The following is a 19,362-nucleotide window of genomic DNA, read 5'->3' on the forward strand; positions in this document are numbered from 1 at the left end:
AGCCAAGCTAAATGAATAGCTTGGCTTTTGATGTTTACCGTGACGTGTTAGTAACCGTCAGAACGGAATATCGTCGTCCATATCGTCCATTTTCGGAGCCGGCTTGGCTTCCATGCGGCGCGGAGCGGCCGGCGCCTGGCGCGGGGCCTGGGCCGGAGCCTGCTGCTGCGAGTAGTCGCCGTAGTCGCCGCCGTCGTCCATCGGCGCGCTGCTGCCGCCGCCGCTACGACCGCCCAGCATTTGCATGCGATCGCCGCGGATTTCGGTGGTGAAGCGCTCCTGACCTTCCTTGTCGGTCCACTTGCGCGTGCGCAGCGAGCCTTCGACGTAAATCTGAGAACCCTTCTTCAGATACTGGCCGGCGACTTCCGCCGTCTTGCCGAAGAACACCACGCGGTGCCATTCGGTGCTTTCCTGCCGCTGACCGGTGGTCTTGTCGGTCCAGTTGTCGGTGGTGGCGACCGACAGGGTCGCGATGGCATCGCCCGACGGCATGTAACGGACTTCCGGGTCGCGGCCGAGATTGCCCACGACGATGACTTTGTTGACGGACGCCATTAATAGGTCTCCTGAATCAATTGTTTAACCGATGCTTCGTCCCAGCTGTGCTGGGAAACTTTCAGATAGGCTACGCGCTCGTCGCGCATGACCACCGCTTCCTTGACCCCATCCTGCAACGCCAGCATGCGCGATAGCGCAACCGGGTCGCCACGCCACTGCTCGCCGATATGGAACATCATCGACTTGACCGCCTGCGGCGCGCGCATGGTCCAGGCGAACAACAGCCAGCACAGCATGATGGCGGTGGTGAAGCCGAACACGCCGCCGCTGCCCCAGTGGGCGTACAACCAGCCCCCGAGTGCGGCGCCGACGGCGATACCTATGGATTGGGCCGTATTATACACGCCAATCGCGGTTCCCTTGGCGTCGGCCGGGGCGATCTTGGAAATCAGCGACGGCAAGGTCGCTTCCAGAACATTGAAAGCGATGAAATAGAAGGTCAGCCAGACGACGATCTGCCAGAACGAACTCAGCGCAAGCGCCATTCCGAGCTGAGCCACCGCCATCAATGCGACCGAAGCGACGAAGACGCACTTGAGCTGCTGCTTTTTTTCGCCATAAATGATCGCCGGCACCATCAGCAGAAAGCCGATTACACAGACCGGCAGATAGACCAGCCAGTGGCGGGCCTTGTCCAGATGGCCGGCGTCGATCAGAACGAAGGGGATGACCACGAACATCGCCATCTGCGCGCTGTGCAGCGCAAAGATGCCGAAATTAAGGCGCAGCAGCTGCGGGTCGCGCAGGACATCGCGCAGGCGGCCGGTATTGGTGCCGGTGTCCGAGTGAAAGCGCGAAATCACCGGGTCGGGAATGATGAAGCGCACACCCAGCAGCGCGAGCAGCGTCAGAATGCCGGTCAGCGCGAAAATGCCGTCGACGCCTATCCAGTGGCCGAGCAGCGGGCCGAGCACCAGGCTGACGGCAAAGGTGGTTCCTATGCTCATGCCTATCATCGCCATTGCCTTGGTGCGGTTCTCTTCGCGTGTCAGGTCGGCGAGCAGGGCGGTGACGGCGGCCGAGATCGCGCCCGAACCCTGCACCACGCGCCCCACGGTTAGCCAGACGATGTCGTGTGCCGAGGCGGCGACGAAGCTGCCTGCGGCGAACAGCAGCAGGCCGCCGTAGATCACTTTCTTGCGGCCGATCCGGTCGGACAGGATGCCGAGCGGCAGCTGCAACAGGGCCTGCATGATGCCGTAGGCGCCCAGGGCGAAACCGATTTCGGTGGCGCTGGAAGCGCCGGGAAGCGTCTTGGCGTAGAGGGCGAAGACAGGCAGTATCAGGAACATTCCGAGCATGCGAAGCGCATAAATGCCGGACAGGCCAAGACTGGCACGTAACTCAAGCGGATTCATCGTGATCGTAAACCATATGCCCGAAGGCGCTGCGATTGTTGGAACGGATTCGTCTAAATTGGCTGGTTTGAGATAAGCGGGTGGAGTCCGCCTTACCAACTCGGGTATATTAACAGGTTCCCCGATCCTGTGAGTCAGGCATGGACACCATCCGCATTCGTGGCGCACGCACCCACAATCTTAAAAATATCAGTCTCGATCTGCCGCGCAACCAGCTGGTCGTGATTACAGGGCTGTCCGGCTCCGGCAAGTCGTCGCTGGCTTTCGACACGCTCTACGCCGAGGGGCAGCGCCGCTATGTCGAGTCGTTGTCGGCGTATGCCCGCCAGTTTTTGCAGCTGATGGAAAAACCCGATGTCGACTTGATCGAGGGCTTGTCGCCTGCGATTTCGATCGAGCAGAAAGCGACCAGCCACAATCCGCGTTCCACCGTCGGCACGGTGACCGAGATCCACGACTATCTGCGCCTGCTGTTCGCCCGCGTCGGTGAGCCGCATTGCCCCGACCATCATGTCCCGCTGTGCTCGCAGACCGTGTCGCAGATGGTCGATCATGTGCTGGCTCTGCCCGAGGAAACCCGCGTCATGATCCTCGCTCCGGCGGTGATGGGGCGCAAGGGCGAGAACATCGACCTGTTCGAAGAGCTGCGCGCCCAGGGGTTTGTGCGGGTGCGCGTCGATGGCGAGGTGGTGGAGGTCGATGCCGTTCCCAAACTCGACAAGAATAAAAAGCACACCATCGAGGTGGTCATCGACCGCGTCAAGGTGCGCGAGGACATGAAGCAGCGGCTGGCCGAGAGTTTCGAGACCGCGCTGCGCCACGCCGAGGGGCGCGCGATCGCTGTCGAAATGGACAGCGGCAAGGAGCACTGGTTCTCCGCCAAATTCGCCTGCCCTGTCTGCTCCTACAGCCTGCCGGAGCTGGAGCCGCGCCTGTTTTCGTTCAACAATCCGATGGGGGCTTGCCCGAAGTGCGACGGCCTGGGCGAAATCACCTTCTTCGATCCACGCCGCGTGGTCGCGCATTCGGACCTCAGCCTTGCCAGTGGCGCGATCAAGGGCTGGGACAAGCGCAACCAGTTCTATTTCCAGATGCTGCAGAGTCTGGCCGCCCACTACGGTTTCGAGCTAGAACAGGCGTTCGACTCGCTGCCGGAGAATGTCCAGCATGTGGTGCTGCACGGCTCGGGGCGTGAGAGCATCGAGTTTGCGTATATGTCCGAGCGTGGCACGCGTTTCAATCGCAGCCATCCGTTCGAAGGGATCATCCCCAATCTGGAGCGCCGTTACCGCGAGACCGAGTCCAGCGCCGTGCGCGAGGAACTGGCCAAGTATCAGAACAATCAGCCCTGTCCGCATTGCGAGGGCACGCGGCTGCGGCTGGAGGCGCGCAATGTCTTGGTCGGCGGCAAGACCTTGCACGCCATCAGCCAGATGCCTTTGCGCACCGCTGCGAAATTCTTTGCCGAGTTGCGGGTCGAAGGGCACAAGCAGGCGGTGGCCGAGCGTATCGTCAAGGAAGTTGGGGACCGGGTGTCCTTCCTCAACAATGTCGGTCTCGACTATCTCTGCCTCGCCCGTTCCGCCGATACCCTGTCGGGGGGAGAGGCGCAGCGCATCCGCCTTGCCAGCCAGATCGGCTCGGGCCTGACCGGGGTGATGTATGTGCTGGACGAGCCGTCGATAGGCCTGCATCAGCGCGATAATGATCGCCTGCTCGGCACCTTGCGCCGCCTGCGGGATCTGGGCAATAGCGTGATCGTGGTCGAGCACGACGAAGATGCGATTCGCGCGGCCGATTATGTGGTTGACATGGGGCCGGGGGCCGGCGAGCATGGCGGCCATGTCCTGTTTGCCGGTACGCCGCAGGAAGTTCTGGTGGCCGAAGGTTCGCTGACCGGCGAGTTTCTGTCCGGGCGCCGCCGCATCGACGTGCCGGCCGAGCGGCGTGCAGTCAATCCCGATCGTCTGTTGACGCTGGCGGGCGCCAGCGGCAACAACCTCAAGGACGTGACGCTGGAACTGCCGCTCGGCATGCTCGTGTGCGTGACCGGCGTCTCGGGCTCGGGCAAGTCGACGCTGATCAACGATACCCTGTACAAGATCGCCGCGAGCGAACTCAATGGCGCAAGCGAAGAGCCGGCGCCTTACCGCGAGATCACCGGCTTGAACCTGCTCGACAAGGTGATCAATGTCGACCAGAGCCCGATCGGCCGGACGCCGCGCTCCAATCCGGCGACGTATACCGGTTTGTTCACGCCGATTCGCGAACTGTTTTCCGGTGTGCCCTTGTCGCGCGAGCGCGGCTACGGGCCGGGCCGTTTTTCGTTCAACGTAAAGGGCGGGCGCTGCGAAGCCTGCCAGGGCGATGGTGTGATCCGGGTCGAGATGCATTTCCTGCCGGATATCTATGTGCCCTGCGATGTGTGCCACGGTAAACGCTACAACCGCGAGACCCTCGAAGTGCATTACAAGGGCAAGACGATCCAGCAGGTGCTGGAAATGACGGTGGAGCAGGCACTGGAGTTCTTCAGCGCCGTGCCGTCCGTGGCGCGCAAGCTGCAGACGCTGATGGATGTCGGCCTTGGCTATATCCGGCTCGGGCAGTCGGCGACAACCTTGTCGGGGGGCGAAGCGCAGCGCGTGAAGCTCGGTCTGGAGTTATCCAAGCGTGATACCGGGCGTACGCTTTATATTCTGGACGAACCGACGACCGGTCTGCACTTCCACGATATCGACCTGTTGCTCAAGGTTTTGCACCGCTTGCGGGAAAATGGCAATACCATTGTTGTGATTGAGCACAATCTTGATGTCATCAAAACCGCCGACTGGCTGATCGATCTCGGGCCCGAGGGGGGCGAGGGTGGCGGCCGCATCCTGGTGTCGGGTACGCCGGAACAGGTGGCCGCCTTCGAAGGCAGCCATACCGGGCATTATCTGCGTGCGATGCTGAATTCTTGAGCTTCGCGGCGCGGTCGATCGCCGGGCATGAAATAGTCGGCCCGGCGCGAAAACACGTTAGAATGACCGTGGTCCGGAATGGACGAGTTGCACACGATGAGGAAAGCATGCTGTCGCTAGGAAAGATCGACCACATACACATCCGTGTTTCGGATGTCACCAAAGCCATCGCCTGGTACCACCGGGTGCTTGGCCTGAGCGCCGACCCGCGCTACAAACCCTTGCAGGACGGGGAACACGCCATGACCATGATGGCGAACCCGAGCGGGACGGTTCGCCTCGCGGTTGGCCAGGACGCCGGAACAACGGCATTGCCGGGCGCGGTCGCGTTTGTCGTCAACGGTCAGGATTTCCTCGACTGGATCGATCAGTTGGCCGGCGAACGGGTCGCCAGCCGCGACGGTCAGAACATCGCGCGCGATTCGGTGCGCGATCATCAGTTTTTTTGCTCGATTTCTTTTGTCGATCCTTTCGGCAATCCATTCGAAATCGTCAGCTACGACCATACCTGGTTGTCGGGCAAACTGAAGCTGAACCGCAATCCGGCTTGAGCGCCGGACTGCGGTGCAGACCTGCGCCGCAGTCCGGTTTCAGACGATGATGCCGCCGCCCAGGCAGACATCGCCCTGGTAGAGGACGGCCGATTGTCCCGGCGTGATCGCCCACTGGGCATCGCGGAAACGCAATATCGCTTCATTGTCGGGGTAGGACAGCGTGCAGGGTGCGTCCGGCATGCGATAGCGGTTTTTCGCGCTGTAGGCGCCGGCCTCGGGGGGGCCGTCCAGGGTCCAGCTCATATCCGTCATGGCCAGTTCGTGTTTCAGCAGCAAGGGGTGATCATGCCCCTGAACGACGATCAGCTTGTTTTCGGGAATATTCTTGCCGGCAACGAACCAGGGTTCGCCCAAGCCGCCGATGCCCAGCCCCTTGCGCTGCCCTAGCGTGTAATACATCAGCCCCGCGTGTTCGCCCATTACGCGGCCTTCCGGCGTGACCATTTCGCCCGGCTGCTTCGGCAGATAGCGCTGCAGGAATTCGCGGAACGGCCGCTCGCCGATAAAGCAGATGCCGGTGCTGTCTTTTTTGCCGGCGGTCGGCAGGCCGGCCTCGGCCGCCAGGCGGCGCACTTCGCTCTTGCGGATATCGCCGAGCGGGAAGATCGAGCGCGAAAGCTGGGCCTGGTTCAGGCGGTAGAGGAAATAACTCTGATCCTTGCTTTCGTCGACCGCCTTGAGCAGGTAGTGCTTGCCATCGCGCACGGCCTTGCGCGCGTAGTGGCCGGTAGCGATGCAGTCGGCGCCGAGCTCCATCGCGTGGTCGAGGAAGGCCTTGAATTTGATTTCTGCATTGCACAGCACGTCCGGATTCGGGGTGCGTCCGGCGGCGTACTCGCGCAGGAAGTAGGAGAAGACCCGGTCCTTGTATTCTTTGGCGAAGTTGACGACCTCCATGTCGATCCCGACGATGTCGGCCACGCTCATCGCATCGAGCGCGTCTTCTTTGATCGAGCAGTACTCGCTGTCGTTATCATCTTCCCAGTTCTGCATGAATACGCCGATCACTTCGTGCCCCTGCTGCTTGAGCAGCCAGGCGGTCAGCGATGAGTCGACGCCGCCGGACATGCCGACGACAATCTTTTTCTTACCCGTCACGGGGGCTTCCTTTTCCCTGAATCGACAAGGCCCCTCGCGGGGCCTGGCCTTGCAATGCGCGGGCGGGCCGTTTGCGCCGTCCGCGTGCCTTATGGTAGCAGAGCGTCGCCGCGCTTGCACCGCCTGCGCTCAAGTGGCCGCCAGATCGTGCAGCAGTTCCAGCGGGTGGCGCTGCCCGCGGCGGAAGTCCTCGATGCCGGCCAGCAGGGCGGGGGTCCGGTGCAGCGGGCGCAGCGCGAGGATCTGCTCGTAGCTGAACCAGTCGGCCGCGACGATGCCATCGTCCAGTGGCGTACCGAGGTCTTCCAGCGGACGGCAGACGAAGCAGAAGCGCAAGTACTGCGTCGCGGCACCATGTGTCAGATAGATGCCGAGCAGGGCCTGTGGTTCGACTTGCCAGGCCGTTTCTTCGCGCACCTCCCGGCAGACGGCTTCGAGCAGGGTCTCGCCGGGCTCGAGGTGGCCGGCAGGCTGGTTGTAGCGGAGCCCTTGCTGCGTATGCTCGTGCACCAGCAGGAAACGGCCCTCGCGCTCAATGCAGGCGGCAACGGTGACGTTGGGTTTCCAGCGCGTCTCGGGGCCCTTCGGGTTGACAGTCATGAGCGATGATCCTACTATGCTAATGAGACTCGTTATCATTGAAAGCCATGTACATCTGCCTGTGCAAATCGGTCACCGACCATCAGATCCGCGACGCCGTGAACAACGGCGCAACGCGGATGTGCGACCTGCGCCGCGAGCTGGGTGTGGCGACGGGGTGCGGGTGCTGCGCCGAGGCGGCGCAGCGCGAGCTCGACCTTGCGCTGGCCGCGCTGCCGGAGCCGGTGTTCGGCGCGGCAGACCAGGCCGCCTGATTTGTCTTGTCTCGTTCGCCCGCTCTGTCATACTGAAGCAACTTACTGCAAGGGAGGGCAAACATGCAAGGCGATCCCAAGGTTCTCGAGTTTCTCAATCTGGCGCTACGCAACGAGCTGACCGCCATCAATCAATATTTTCTGCATGCCCGCATGTACAAAAACTGGGGCCTCGCGCGCCTGAACGAGCACGAGTACCACGAGTCCATCGACGAGATGAAGCATGCCGATGCATTGATCGAGCGCATTCTGTTCCTGGAAGGGCTGCCCAATCTGCAGGATCTCGGCAAGCTCTATATCGGTGAGAATCCGCACGAAATGCTGTCCTGTGATCTGCGCCTCGAAATGGAAGCGATACCCCTGCTGCGCGAAGGCATCGTCTACTGTGAAGGCGTGCACGACTACATTACGCGCGAGTTGTTCGAGCACATTCTGGCGGCGGAAGAAGACCATGTCGACTGGCTGGAAACGCAACTCGATCTGATCGCGCGCATCGGAGCGGCCAACTATCTGCAAAGCCAGATGGGAGAGTGACGGCCCGGGGAGGCTCTGCCTCCCCCGTGACGGCGCGCGCCGTCGGATCATCGCCACGCCTGTCAGGACCAATGCGCCTCCTGCGCAATGGCAGGGGCGCCGCCGTTAGCCCGCGGCGCGGCAAACGGCGGCATCGTGTTCATGCCGCTGCCCATGAGTAAAATACCCTCCAGCAAGCAGGCGGCGGCCACGACCGGGGCGCTGCTGTCGGCTGACCGCCCCATCCGCGTGCCGCAAAAAAGCCGGCGCTGAGCGCCGGCTTCGTGTTCCACCCCGGGGACGGGCGTGGCTACTTCTTTTTTGCCACCGCCTGCGACGCGTCCGGGCCTTCCGGGTCGTCCTTTTCTTCCCACGGCAAGGCCACTTTCTTGTGGCTGATCTTCAGCTCGCCGTTGCGGAATTCCAGTTCGGACGACAGCTGATTATGCTCGTCCTTGATATAGCCCTGATCGCTCCACTGCGCGAGCTGGCTGTCGAGCAGATTGCGCGCCAGTTCGTCTATCTCTTTCAGATTGGGCTGATCTTCTGCCGTCTGATCCACGGTGAACAGGTTGCGCGCCTGGGCGACCACCAGGTTTTCCAGCGTCTGCCGCGGCAGGGCCACGCGCGCGCTGGCCTCGACGCGCTTGAGGAAAGCGAGCGGGTCGCGCATGTCTTCCGGCTGGAAGCCCTGCAGCCCGAGCGAACCGCGCAGCGTGGCATCGCCATCCGGCAGGTGCAGGAAGAAATCGTTGATGACCAGGCGCGGATTGTTGACCAGCAAGGGCACGACATACTGCTTGAGGACGGCGATGTATTGCTTGCGCAGTCCGGCCGGATCGACGCCCTCGAACGGAATCTTGCCTATCTCGCTGTCGAGCCGCATCAGGGTCGGGCCGTGCAGGTGATTGGCCGAGACATCAAGCCGCATCGGGCCATACAGGCTGTCGTTGAAGCCGAAGGTATCGAAGTCGAGTTTGCCGCGCGAATTGATGAATTCATCCTGTTCGCTGGTCACGATCTGGTAGTGCAGGCCCTTGAGCGTGACGTTGGACGGTTTGAATTCGCCGGATGGATTGATGAACTCGCCGACCCGGACGCGGGTCAGCAGAAACACCAGTTCGTTGAGCTTGATGCTGTAGGGAACGCTATCCTTCCAGTTGAGCTGGACGTTGCCGACCGTCAGTTCGCTGGTGCCGAGCTTGACGCCGGTATTGCCGGGGCGCACATCGGACAGGTAGTGCACATTGTCGAACATCAGGCTGCCCTTGGACGCCGCCTCGAGCAGGAAGCCGGGAGAAACGGCTTCCGATTTGTATTCCTTGTAGCCGCGCTTGTAGTCGACCTTGAGATCGAACCCTTTCCACTTCATCTTGACGCCGGACAGGGTTTCTTCGTAGTCGAAGGACGGAACGCTGACCGTCAGCACGCCGCCGCCGCTGAAGCCGAGGCGGTTGATGACGGTGATCGGTTCCTTGTCGCCGAAAAAGCGCGACAGCGTCTGGCGCGTGCCCTCGCTCATGTCGAAGCGCGTGGTCACCTCGGCGCTGGCCGGGCGCAGGTCGAAATGACCGAGTCCGGGGAAGGGGCCGTGTTTGACCGTATTGGTATAGCGGATCGTCGACGCGAGCAGCGGGCGCAGGTTGTCCGGCAGCATGCCTTCATAGGGCGCGAACAGGCGGCGGTTGAAAACCAGCTCGGTCGTTTCCGTGCTGGAGAACCATCCGCGGTTGTAGCTGTGGGACTTGACCTTGAAGATCGGCAGGCCGGCCAGCAGCCTGTGCTGTTCTTCAAGAGTGTCCTGGGCCTTGAGGCCGGCCCAGAACGCCGCTCCGCCATAGAGCGCGAAAAGACCGCCGGCAATGGCGGCGGCGATGATCAGGCGTTGTTTTTGCAACACAGCGTCTTTTCTGCAAAGGGTGAAAATCAGGGCTTATGTTACACCATGTAGGAGAGCTGGGTAGCGGCAGACGCGTGCGCAGGGCAAATTTGCGCGCCGCCAGCCGGAAGGCTGGCGGTGGCGGGCATATTTATATACACTTAGGTTTACATTTTATTGAAGAGGTGTGCACCTGATGCCCTGGCTCGACGGAGTCTTCGATTTGCCCTGGTGGGGCTATGTTGCGGTGACCCTGGGGCTGACCCATGTCACCATCGCGGCCGTGACGATTTACCTGCATCGGCACCAGGCGCATCGCGCGCTCGATCTGCACCCCGTACCCAGCCATTTCTTCCGCTTCTGGCTGTGGCTGACGACCGGCATGATCACCCGTGAGTGGGCGTCCATACACCGCAAGCACCATGCGCGCTGCGAAACGGCAGAAGATCCGCACAGCCCGCAGGTCCGCGGTTTGAAGGCCGTGCTGTGGTCGGGGGCCGAGCTCTACCGCGAGGCGTGCAAGGATCGCAGCATCATGGAGAAATTCGGCCACGGTACCCCTGACGACTGGCTGGAGCGGCATGTCTATACGCCTGGCAGCGGCGTGGGCGTGATCCTGATGATGATGATCGATGTTGTCCTGTTCGGACCGGTCGGGTTTCTGATCTGGGGCGTGCAGATGATCTGGATTCCGCTGTTCGCGGCGGGCGTGATCAATGGCATCGGCCACTTCTGGGGCTACCGCAACTTCGAAAACGAGGATGCGGCGACCAATATCGTGCCGTGGGGCATTCTCATCGGCGGCGAAGAACTGCACAACAACCACCACACCTTCGGCGCGTCGGCGCGCCTGTCATACAAGTGGTTCGAGTTCGACATCGGCTGGATGTACATCCGTCTGCTGGAAATCATGCGTCTCGCGCGCGTGCGCAAGGTTGCGCCGCGATTGGGGCTGGATCTCGCCCGTCACCAGCCCGGAATCGAGCAGCTGCAAGCCATCGTCGCCAACCGCTACGCAATCGCCGCCCGTTATGCGCGCGAACTTAAAAGCGTATGCCACGAAGAATTGGCCCTGCTGCGGCGCCATGCCGCCGGTTCGGCCGAGTTCGGCTCCGATCTCGCGCACAAGATGAAAGTCTGGCTGAAGCAGGAAGCCAAGGACACGCCCGAGTGCGAGCGCGAGCAGCTAGAACGCCTGCTCGCCCACAGCCAGGTGCTGGCCACCGTCTACTCGATGCGCCAGGAACTGTCGCGCTTGTGGGAGCGTTCGTCGCTTACGCGCGAGCAGCTGTTGCACGAACTGCAGGCCTGGTGCCTGCGCGCCGAGGCCAGCGGCATCTCCGCCCTGCAGCGTTTTTCGGTTCAACTACGGCAGGCCGCCCTGGCCTGAGTCCGTCCGCCCGTCGCGAGGGAGGCACCGTCCTCCCTCCGCTTTGCCGCCCCGTATCGCATTCCTTTCAGATATAACCAAATAAGATAAAAAATCTGTTGTATAGTCTTTTTCTAATGTTGTACCTTGTCGCAACGATGACGGGCAGCGTGCGTCCGGCCCCAGCCGGGGCCGTCGGTGGTTTTGCCCGTGCAGAAGACCGGAAACCGAGGAAAGCGTGAATGATTGATTTTGATACCCTGGCGGTGACGTCAGGTCGGCATAAGGATGTATTCGGCGCGGTAATCCCTCCGATCTATGCCACTTCGACCTATGAGCAGTACGGTCCGGGCGAGCATACCGGCTTTGAATATTCGCGCTCGCAGAATCCGACGCGTCAGGCGCTTGAGCTGGCGGTGGCGCAACTCGAAGACGGGATGCAGGGTTATGCCTTTCCGTCGGGACTGGCCGCTATCGCCACCGTGCTCGACCTGTTGCCGGTCAACAGCCATGTGGTCGCGGTCGACGATCTGTACGGCGGTACCTTCCGCCTGTTTGAGCGCGTGCGCGGAATCAGTGCCGGGCTGACGGTCAGCTATGTCGATAGCCAGGACCTGTCGGCGCTGGAAGCGGCGATCGGCCCGCAGACGCGTATGATCTGGATAGAAACCCCCTCCAATCCGCTCAACCGCCTGGTCGATCTGGCGGCGGTGGCGGCAGTGGCCAAGCGCCGCGGGCTGCTGTCCGTGGTCGACAACACCTTCGCCACGCCCCTGATTCAGCGTCCGCTGGCTTTCGGTTTCGATATCGTGGTGCACTCGGCGACCAAATATCTGAACGGACACTCCGATGTCGTGGCCGGCGTGGCGGTGGTGTCGCGCGAACGCCCGGAGCTGGCCGAGCAGCTCGCGTTTCTGCATAACGCGACCGGTGCCGTGCTCGATCCCTTGCCAAGCTTTCTGGTGTGGCGCGGACTGCGCACGCTGGCCTTGCGCATGGAGCGGCATTGCGCCAATGCGCTGGCTGTCGCGCAATGGCTGGAAACGCACCCTGCCGTCGAGCGCGTGCTGTACCCGGGCTTGCCCAGCCACCCCCAGCATGAGCTGGCGCGTCGGCAGATGCAGGGTTTCGGCGGCGTTGTGTCGTTCTATCTCAAGGGCGACGAAGGGACTTCGCGCCGCTTTCTCAATGCCCTGAAGCTGTTTATTCTGGCGGAAAGCCTGGGGGGCGTGGAAAGTCTGGCCTGCCTGCCGGCGGCGATGACACACGCGTCGGTGTCGCCGGAGCGCCGGGCCGAACTCGGCGTCAGCGACACACTGATCCGCCTGTCGGTCGGTATTGAAGGCGTGGAAGCGCTGATCGCCGATCTGGATAACGCCCTGTGAGAGAGGAAGGACACGCATGAGTCTGTATCGTCATTTGCCGGGGGCGCGCTTGTCGGAGGCCGTCGTGGTCAACGGTCTTATCTTTCTGGCGGGCCAGGTGCCGGAGAATACGGAGGCCGATGCCCGTGCGCAGACCGCCGACGTGCTGGCCCAGATAGACCGCACGCTGGCCGCGCTGGGGTCGGACAAGACGCGCATCGTCGATGCGACCCTCTTTTTGGCCGATCTGGCCGATTACGATGCGATGAACGAGGCCTGGGATGCGTGGGTGGCGCCCGGGCAGGCGCCTGCCCGGGCGACGGTCCAGGCGCGTCTCGCCGATCCGGCCTGGAAGATAGAAATCAAGATCATCGCCGCGCGCTGAGAGCGTGGCGTAGGCATGCAAAACGGCCCTGCGGGGCCGTTTTGCATGCTGCCGTCGGCAGCGATGGGGGCGAGGGGTGCCGCCGCGTCTCAGTAAGCGCCGCGGTAAGCGAGCGTATCTGGCAGTGGACGGCCTTCGATATGGCTGGCAACGGCGCTCAGTGCGGCGGATGTCATGTCGGGCGCCTCGGCCGCCAGCGTCAGCGTGTCCATGCCGCGGATCCAGGTCAGCTGGCGTTTGGCCAGCTGCCGCGTGGCAGCGATGCCCTTGCCGACGAAGGTCGCATGGTCGTAGTCGCCGTCCTGAAACTCCCAGGCCTGGCGGTAGCCGACGCAGCGCATGGACGGCAGTTGCAGCGACAGCGTCGGCCAGCGTTCGCGCAAACGCGCGACCTCATCCAGAAAGCCCTGTTCCAGCATCTGGCTGAAGCGTTCTGCGATGCGCGCATGCAGCCAGCTACGCTCGGCCGGCACCAGCGCGAGCGACAGCGCATCGAAAACGGCGGCCTGCTCGCGGCCGCGCTCCAACAGCTGCGACATCGGCGCCGCCGCGAGCAGGCATACCTCCAGTGCGCGCTGAATGCGCTGGGCATCGTTGGGTTCAAGGCGGGCGGCGGTGACGGGGTCGAGCGCTGCAAGGCGTGCGTGCAGCGCAGGCCAGCCGAGAATCGCGGCTTCACGGTCGATTTCGGCGCGCAAGCCCGCGTCGGCCTGCGGTAAGGCGGACAGTCCATCGCGCAGCGCCTTGAAATACATCATGGTCCCGCCGACCAGAAGGGCATGCTTGCCGCGTGCATTGATGGTGGCGATCAGGCGGTTGGCATCGGCGTGGAATTGCGCGGCGGAGTAGGCGTCCGGCGGGTCGATGATGTCGATCAGATGATGCGGGCAGAGTGCTTGTTCGGCTGCGCTGGGCTTGGCGGTGCCGATGTCCATGCCGCGATAGACGAGCGCCGAGTCGACGCTGACGATTTCGCAAGGGAAACGGCGCGCGATTTCGAGCGCCAGGCCGGTCTTGCCGCTGGCGGTCGGGCCCATCAACAGAATGACGCGGGGTGGGGTGGGCATGGGAATGGGGGTCTCTACGGCGGGGCGGCTGCGTCAGCGGCCGCGCATGAACAGATTGTCCAGGTCCTGCATCGACAGCCGGGTCCAGGTCGGACGGCCATGATTGCATTGTCCTGAACGCTCGGTGGCTTCCATGTCGCGCAATAGCGCGTTCATTTCCGGCAGCGTCAGCTGGCGGTTGGCGCGGACCGCGCCATGGCAGGCCATGGTGGCGAGCAGTTCGTTGCGGCGTTCGGTCAGGGCGCGGGTGAGCCCGACTTCGCGCACATCGTTCAGTACGGCGCGTGCGAGCTCGACGGCATTGCCGTCCTTCAACCATAGCGGCACCGCACGCACGGCGATCTGTGTCGGCGAGAGGAGCGCGAGCTCCAGCCCGAGTCGCTGCAGCTCGGTGCCGTGCTCTTGCACGGTCGCGGCCTCGAAGCGGTCGGCGGCAAAGGCGACCGGAAGCAGCAAAGCCTGGGTCGGCATCGCGTCGTGGTCGATCGCGTCTTTCAGTCTTTCATACACGATGCGCTCGTGTGCGGCGTGCATATCGACCAGGATCAGGCCATCGGCCCCCTGGGACAGGATATAGACGCCATGCAGCTGCGCGAGAGCGAAACCGAGCGGCGGCAGATCCGGCGTTTCGCCTGCCGCGACGGGCAGGATCGTGCGCGGCGCGGCGGCGCGGGCCGCCTCGTCCTCGCGTACGCCTTCGAACAGACGTGCATAGAGCGCCCCACCGTCGTGCGCCGCCTGCAGCGGCATGCGTTGCTGCTGGTAAGGGCGTGCCGGGGCCGGCGCGGCGGAGCGAGGCGCGGCGTTGTCGGCCGCTGCAAACGGCAGCCGGTCGGAGGCGGTTGCCGGCGCTTCGTCCAGCGCGACGGCGGGCATGGCGCCGGCGCGTGTGGCAGCCAGAACCTTGTTGATGCTGTGAAACAGAAACTGGTGTATGCCTTGCGATTCGCGAAAGCGCACCTCGGTCTTGGTCGGGTGGACGTTGACGTCGACGCCGGCCGGGTCGAGGCGCAAGAACAGGGCGTAGGCCGGGTGGCGGTCGTGGTGCAGCACGTCGCGATAGGCCTGGCGCAGCGCATGTTGCGCGGTCTTGTCGCGCACGAAGCGGCCGTTGACGTAGAAATACTGGGTTTCGCGGCTGGCCTTGGAGTAGGTGGGGCTGGCGACGAAACCGGTCAGTTCCAGGCCGGCGGCGACGCTCTCCAGCGGCAGTGCCGCCTCGACAAAATCGCGGCCGAGCAGGGCGCCGACGCGCGCAGCCAGATCCTGGCCCGGGAGTCGCCACACCACCTTGCCGTTATGCCGCAAGGTGAACTCGACTTGCGGGTGGGCAAGCGCGATGCGCTCGAAGGTGGCCGCGCAATGGGCGTACTCGGTCGCTTCCGACTTCAGGAATTTGCGACGCGCCGGGGTGTTGAAGTAGATGTCGACGACTTCTACCGTGGTGCCCGGCGCATGCGCGGCCGGCTCGACCGGGTGCAGGGTGCCGTCTATGGCGACGATCTGCTGCGCATGGGCATCCTCCTGCTGGCGGCTGGTCAGTGTCAGGCGCGAAACCGAGGCGATGCTGGCCAGGCCTTCGCCGCGAAAGCCTAGCGTGGCGACATGTTCGAGTTCGTCGAGTGAACCGATCTTGCTGGTCGCGTGGCGATCGAGGGCCAGCGGCAGATCGGCCCCGGCGATGCCTGCGCCGTTGTCGGTGACGCGGATCAACTTGATGCCGCCCTGGGCGAGGTCGACGCTGATTTTATCGGCCCCGGCATCCAGACTGTTCTCGAGGATTTCCTTCAGCGCCGAGGCCGGACGTTCGACCACCTCACCGGCGGCGATCTGGTTGACCAGGTGGTCGGGGAGCTTGCGGATGCGGCTCATGATGCCGAACGCGCCCGCTTGTGGCGCCAGATTTCGATCATGCCCGGCAGGAAGGACACCAGGATGATGGCGATGATCAGGAGTTCGAGATTCTTGCGAATGAAGGGCAGGTTGCCGAACAGGAAGCCCGCATAGCAGAACAGCCCGACCCAGAGCACGCTGCCGCACAGGCTGAACGAGAAGAAGCGCGCGTAGCGCATCTTGCCGATACCGGCGACGAAGGGGGCGAAAGTGCGGACGATGGGGACGAAGCGCGCCAGGATCACCGTCTTGCCGCCATGCTTGGCATAGAAGGCATGGGTGCGCTCAAGGTAGCTGCGACGGAAAATCCGCGAGTCGGGGCGGGCGAACAGGCGCATGCCCAGTGTGCGTCCGACCAGGTAGTTCAGGTTGTCGCCCGACAGGGCTGCGATCATCAGTGCGCCGGCGAGCAGATGGATATTCATGTGGCCGGTGGCGGCCAGCGTGCCGGCGACGAACAGCAGAGAGTCGCCGGGCAGGAAAGGGGTCACGATCAGGCCGGTTTCGCAGAACACGATGGCGAACAGGACCAGATAGATCCACGGTCCGTACATCGCGACCAGCAGAGTGAGGTGGTGGTCGATGTGAAGCACGAAGTCGATCAGATAGGACAGGATTTCCATGGGCGTAGCGTACCGGTAGGGGGCAGGGGAGACGCGGCGGCGCAGGCGCCGCCGCGCCGGGAGTCAGACGACCGCTTCTTGCTTGGGTTTCGGCGGTTTGACCAGGTTCTCGCGCGAGACGCCGAGCCACATCACGATCGGGCTCGCCACCAGAACCGACGAGTAGATACCGAACAGGATGCCGATGGTCAGTGCGGTGGCGAAACCGTGCAGTGCCGGGCCGCCGAACACCAGCATCGACATGACCATGGTCTCGGTGCAACCGTGGGTGATGATGGTACGGCTCATGGTCGAGGTGATGGCATTGTCGATGATCTCGTGCACGGTGTGGGTGCGCATCGCCGGCTTGCGGAAGTTTTCGCGGATCCGGTCGAAGACCACCACCGACTCGTTGACCGAGTAGCCGAGCACGGCGAGAACGCCGGCCAGCACCGTCAGCGAGAATTCCCACTGGAAGAAGGCGAAGCAGCCGAGAATGATCACCACATCATGCATGTTGGCGATGATGGCCGATACGGCAAACCGCCATTCGAACCGCATCGCCAGGTAAAGCATGATGCCGAGGCAGACCACGATGATCGCAACCAGACCATGCTGCACCAGTTCTTCGCCGACCTGCGGGCCGACGAAGTCGACCTTGCGCAGTTCGACGGATTGGCCGCCTGCCTGCAAGGCGGCCATCACCGCGTTGGACAGCTGTGCCGAGGAACGATCCTTGCGCGTCTGCAGGCGTATCATCACGTCGCGCGCGGTGCCCAGGTTCTGGATGGTGGTGTCGCCCACGCCCAGCTTTTCGACCCGTGCGCGCACGTCGCCGAGATTGGCAGCCGACGCGTACTGAACTTCCAGCACCGTGCCGCCGGTAAACTCGACGCTATAGTTGAGCCCCTTGTAGAACAGGCAGAACACTGCCAGCAGGAAGGTCAGCAGCGAAATCGCCGTCGTGATCCGACCATAGCTCATGAAGGGGATGTCTTTTTTGATCCTGAAGAATTCCATGACGTTTTCCCCTTAAACCGACAGCGAAGCCACACGGCGACGTCGGCCGTACCACAGGTTGACCAGGCCGCGAGACACCAGAACCGCCGAGAACATCGAGGTCATGATACCCAGGCAGTGAACGACGGCGAAGCCGCGCACCGGGCCGGAACCGAAGATCAGCAGCGCGAGGCCGGCGATCAGCGTGGTGATGTTGGAGTCGAGGATGGTGGCCCAGGCGTGGTCGTAGCCGAGCTGGATCGCCGTCTGCGGTGGCACGCCGTTGCGCAGTTCCTCGCGAACCCGTTCATTGATCAGAACGTTCGAGTCGATGGCCATGCCCAGCGTCAGCGCGATGGCGGCGATACCGGGCAGGGTCAGCGTCGCTTGCATCATCGACAGCAAGGCGACCAGCATGAACAGGTTGACGCCGAGCGACAGCGCCGAAATGACGCCGAACACACGGTAGTAGATCAACATGAACACGGCGATGGCGGCAAAGCCCCACAACGTCGAGTGGAAGCCCTTGGCGATGTTTTCCTTGCCCAGGCTCGGGCCGACCGTGCGTTCTTCCACGATGTTCATCGGCGCGGCCAGCGAGCCCGCGCGCAGCAGCAGGGCCGTGTCGTTGGCTTCGGCCGGATTCATGCTGCCGGAAATCTGGACGCGACCGCCGCCGATTTCGGAGCGGATCACCGGAGCGGTGACCACTTCGGTACGGCCTTTTTCAACCAGGATCATCGCCATGCGCTTGCCGATATTCTCGGCGGTGACCTGACGGAAGATCGCGGCTCCGGTCGAGTCGAGGTTGATGTTGACCGACGGGCCGCCGTTCTCGTCGAAGCCGGGCTGGGCGTCGTTGATATTGTCGCCGGTCAGCTCGACATCGCGCCGCACCAGTATCTTGTCGCTACGGCCGCGGTTGCTCGCATCGTCGAGCAGTTCGTAGCCGGCCGGGACATTGCCGCCGAGCGCATCCTGTACCTTGGCCGGATCGTCTTCGACCATGCGAACTTCCAGCGTGGCGGTGCGGCCGAGGATGTCCTTGGCCTTGGCCGTGTCCTGCACGCCTGGCAGCTCGACCACGATACGGTCGGGGCCGGACTGCTGGATGACCGGTTCGGCGACGCCGAGTTCGTTGACACGGTTGTGCAAGGTGGTGATGTTCTGTTTTACGGCATCGTTCTGGATGCGCGTGATTTCTTCCGGCTTGAGCGTGAGCGTCAGGCGGAAGTTGCTGTCGTCGCTGTTCTGCGTGAGGACCGGAGCGGTCTTGTTTACCACATCCGCCGCGCTCTTGAGCGTATCGGCGTCGCGCAGCTGGATTTCCAGTGCGTTGCCGCTACGCTTGATTGCGCCGTAGCGGACTTGCTTGTTCTTGAGCTCGCGGCGCAGATCGCCGGCGTAGCGCTCCATGGTCTTGTCGAGCGCCGCTTTCATGTCGACTTCCAGCAGGAAGTGCACGCCGCCGCGCAAATCGAGGCCGAGGAACATCGGGTAGGCCTTGAGGTGAGTCAGCCAGTCGGGTGAAGCGGTCAGCAGGTTGAGCGCGATGATGTAGTTGTCGCCCAGCTCGTGCTGGATGGCGTCGCGCGCCTTGATTTGGGTTTCCGGGTCGTGGAAGCGGACTTTGAGGCTGTTTCCGTCGAGGATCAGACCATCGGGTGTCAGGCCCTGTGCTTTAAGGGCATGCTCGACGCGTCCCATCACACCGGTGTCGATGGTGATGGACTGGCGCGAGGTGGACACCTGCACGGCCGGAGTTTCGCCGTAAAAGTTGGGCAGCGTATAAATCGTCGCCAGGACGAGTGCCACCACGATTACGATGTACTTCCAGAGTGGGTAGCGGTTCATGAGTGAGTTTCAGGGTAGGGAAAAACACGTCGCCAGCCGACACCGACGGTGT

General features: G+C 62.9%; 17 protein-coding genes. 7 read left to right on the plus strand and 10 right to left on the minus strand.

The window, feature by feature from the left end:
- Positions 1–57 precede the first annotated feature (57 nt).
- Together ssb and G520_RS0101630 are read right to left on the minus strand one after the other, a co-directional pair.
- Entirely contained in the window at positions 58–558 is a 501-nt protein-coding gene (gene ssb / locus G520_RS0101625; protein WP_028534148.1) for a single-stranded DNA-binding protein, read from the minus strand.
- Positions 558–1,919, minus strand: a complete 1,362-nt coding sequence (locus tag G520_RS0101630; RefSeq protein ID WP_028534149.1) for an MFS transporter — start codon at positions 1,917–1,919, stop codon at positions 558–560. Before G520_RS0101630 ends, ssb begins: the two co-directional genes overlap by 1 nt.
- 140 nt (positions 1,920–2,059) lie before the next feature.
- Between G520_RS0101630 and uvrA the strand changes: the two genes are divergently transcribed.
- Positions 2,060–4,879, plus strand: coding sequence for an excinuclease ABC subunit UvrA (uvrA, locus tag G520_RS0101635; RefSeq protein WP_028534150.1), 2,820 nt, complete (start codon positions 2,060–2,062; stop codon positions 4,877–4,879).
- A 107-nt stretch (positions 4,880–4,986) separates the two neighbouring features.
- Entirely contained in the window at positions 4,987–5,430 is a 444-nt protein-coding gene (locus G520_RS0101640) for a VOC family protein (RefSeq protein WP_028534151.1), read from the plus strand.
- 39 nt (positions 5,431–5,469) lie between these two features.
- Here the strand turns inward: G520_RS0101640 and mnmA are convergent, their stop codons facing one another.
- Together mnmA and G520_RS0101650 are read right to left on the minus strand one after the other, a co-directional pair.
- Positions 5,470–6,531: a tRNA 2-thiouridine(34) synthase MnmA gene (gene mnmA / locus G520_RS0101645; protein WP_028534152.1), complete on the minus strand. Its 1,062-nt coding sequence runs from the start codon at positions 6,529–6,531 to the stop codon at positions 5,470–5,472.
- A gap of 129 nt (positions 6,532–6,660) precedes the next feature.
- Complete coding sequence (locus G520_RS0101650) at positions 6,661–7,131, minus strand: NUDIX hydrolase (RefSeq protein WP_028534153.1); 471 nt, start codon at positions 7,129–7,131, stop codon at positions 6,661–6,663.
- Positions 7,132–7,178: 47 nt separating this feature from the next.
- On the opposite strand from G520_RS0101650, the gene G520_RS21110 reads away from it, so the two are divergent.
- Positions 7,179–7,385 (plus strand): (2Fe-2S)-binding protein, encoded by a 207-nt coding sequence (locus G520_RS21110; RefSeq protein WP_036664963.1) that lies wholly within the window; start codon positions 7,179–7,181, stop codon positions 7,383–7,385.
- 63 nt (positions 7,386–7,448) lie between these two features.
- Positions 7,449–7,919, plus strand: coding sequence for a bacterioferritin (gene bfr, locus G520_RS0101660; RefSeq protein WP_028534154.1), 471 nt, complete (start codon positions 7,449–7,451; stop codon positions 7,917–7,919).
- Positions 7,920–8,208: 289 nt separating this feature from the next.
- On the opposite strand, the gene G520_RS0101670 is transcribed toward bfr, so the two are convergent.
- Positions 8,209–9,798 carry a YdgA family protein gene (locus G520_RS0101670; protein ID WP_028534155.1) on the minus strand — a complete coding sequence of 530 codons (1,590 nt, stop codon included), beginning with the start codon at positions 9,796–9,798 and terminating at the stop codon, positions 8,209–8,211.
- Positions 9,799–9,973: 175 nt separating this feature from the next.
- On the opposite strand from G520_RS0101670, the gene G520_RS0101675 reads away from it, so the two are divergent.
- The 3 genes from G520_RS0101675 (at position 9,974) to G520_RS0101685 (ending at position 12,895) form a co-directional block, all read left to right on the plus strand.
- A complete protein-coding gene (locus G520_RS0101675) occupies positions 9,974–11,167 on the plus strand; it encodes a DesA family fatty acid desaturase (RefSeq protein ID WP_028534156.1) in 1,194 nt (397 codons plus the stop codon).
- A gap of 221 nt (positions 11,168–11,388) precedes the next feature.
- On the plus strand, positions 11,389–12,531 hold the full coding sequence (locus tag G520_RS0101680; RefSeq protein ID WP_028534157.1) for a trans-sulfuration enzyme family protein: 1,143 nt from the start codon (positions 11,389–11,391) through the stop codon (positions 12,529–12,531).
- A gap of 16 nt (positions 12,532–12,547) precedes the next feature.
- A complete protein-coding gene (locus G520_RS0101685; RefSeq protein ID WP_028534158.1) occupies positions 12,548–12,895 on the plus strand; it encodes a RidA family protein in 348 nt (115 codons plus the stop codon).
- An 89-nt stretch (positions 12,896–12,984) separates the two neighbouring features.
- Here the strand turns inward: G520_RS0101685 and miaA are convergent, their stop codons facing one another.
- The 5 genes from miaA to secD all read right to left on the minus strand — a co-directional run bounded on the left by miaA (position 12,985) and on the right by secD (position 19,310).
- The gene (miaA, locus tag G520_RS0101690) at positions 12,985–13,962 is read right to left on the minus strand and encodes a tRNA (adenosine(37)-N6)-dimethylallyltransferase MiaA (RefSeq protein ID WP_028534159.1); all 978 of its coding nucleotides are present in this window, start codon (positions 13,960–13,962) and stop codon (positions 12,985–12,987) included.
- 33 nt (positions 13,963–13,995) lie between these two features.
- A complete protein-coding gene (gene mutL, locus G520_RS0101695) occupies positions 13,996–15,834 on the minus strand; it encodes a DNA mismatch repair endonuclease MutL (RefSeq protein ID WP_028534160.1) in 1,839 nt (612 codons plus the stop codon).
- Positions 15,831–16,472, minus strand: coding sequence for a DedA family protein (locus G520_RS0101700; RefSeq protein ID WP_211222738.1), 642 nt, complete (start codon positions 16,470–16,472; stop codon positions 15,831–15,833). Before G520_RS0101700 ends, mutL begins: the two co-directional genes overlap by 4 nt.
- 69 nt (positions 16,473–16,541) lie before the next feature.
- The gene (gene secF / locus G520_RS0101705) at positions 16,542–17,477 is read right to left on the minus strand and encodes a protein translocase subunit SecF (RefSeq protein ID WP_028534162.1); all 936 of its coding nucleotides are present in this window, start codon (positions 17,475–17,477) and stop codon (positions 16,542–16,544) included.
- A gap of 12 nt (positions 17,478–17,489) precedes the next feature.
- Complete coding sequence (gene secD, locus G520_RS0101710) at positions 17,490–19,310, minus strand: protein translocase subunit SecD (RefSeq protein ID WP_028534163.1); 1,821 nt, start codon at positions 19,308–19,310, stop codon at positions 17,490–17,492.
- Positions 19,311–19,362 lie beyond the last annotated feature (52 nt).

It is taken from the genome of Paludibacterium yongneupense DSM 18731, assembly GCF_000422925.1.
GTDB lineage: Bacteria > Pseudomonadota > Gammaproteobacteria > Burkholderiales > Chromobacteriaceae > Paludibacterium > Paludibacterium yongneupense.

What these genes read in the sequence shown, in the direction of transcription:
- ssb (WP_028534148.1), bottom strand. Translation starts at nt 558, where the DNA reads ATGGCGTCCGTCAACAAAGTCATCGTCGTGGGCAATCTCGGCCGCGAC.
- G520_RS0101630 (WP_028534149.1), bottom strand. Translation starts at nt 1,919, where the DNA reads ATGAATCCGCTTGAGTTACGTGCCAGTCTTGGCCTGTCCGGCATTTAT.
- uvrA (WP_028534150.1), top strand. Translation starts at nt 2,060, where the DNA reads ATGGACACCATCCGCATTCGTGGCGCACGCACCCACAATCTTAAAAAT.
- G520_RS0101640 (WP_028534151.1), top strand. Translation starts at nt 4,987, where the DNA reads ATGCTGTCGCTAGGAAAGATCGACCACATACACATCCGTGTTTCGGAT.
- G520_RS0101650 (WP_028534153.1), bottom strand. Translation starts at nt 7,131, where the DNA reads ATGACTGTCAACCCGAAGGGCCCCGAGACGCGCTGGAAACCCAACGTC.
- G520_RS21110 (WP_036664963.1), top strand. Translation starts at nt 7,179, where the DNA reads ATGTACATCTGCCTGTGCAAATCGGTCACCGACCATCAGATCCGCGAC.
- bfr (WP_028534154.1), top strand. Translation starts at nt 7,449, where the DNA reads ATGCAAGGCGATCCCAAGGTTCTCGAGTTTCTCAATCTGGCGCTACGC.
- G520_RS0101675 (WP_028534156.1), top strand. Translation starts at nt 9,974, where the DNA reads ATGCCCTGGCTCGACGGAGTCTTCGATTTGCCCTGGTGGGGCTATGTT.
- G520_RS0101680 (WP_028534157.1), top strand. Translation starts at nt 11,389, where the DNA reads ATGATTGATTTTGATACCCTGGCGGTGACGTCAGGTCGGCATAAGGAT.
- G520_RS0101685 (WP_028534158.1), top strand. Translation starts at nt 12,548, where the DNA reads ATGAGTCTGTATCGTCATTTGCCGGGGGCGCGCTTGTCGGAGGCCGTC.
- miaA (WP_028534159.1), bottom strand. Translation starts at nt 13,962, where the DNA reads ATGCCCACCCCACCCCGCGTCATTCTGTTGATGGGCCCGACCGCCAGC.
- mutL (WP_028534160.1), bottom strand. Translation starts at nt 15,834, where the DNA reads ATGAGCCGCATCCGCAAGCTCCCCGACCACCTGGTCAACCAGATCGCC.
- secF (WP_028534162.1), bottom strand. Translation starts at nt 17,477, where the DNA reads ATGGAATTCTTCAGGATCAAAAAAGACATCCCCTTCATGAGCTATGGT.
- secD (WP_028534163.1), bottom strand. Translation starts at nt 19,310, where the DNA reads ATGAACCGCTACCCACTCTGGAAGTACATCGTAATCGTGGTGGCACTC.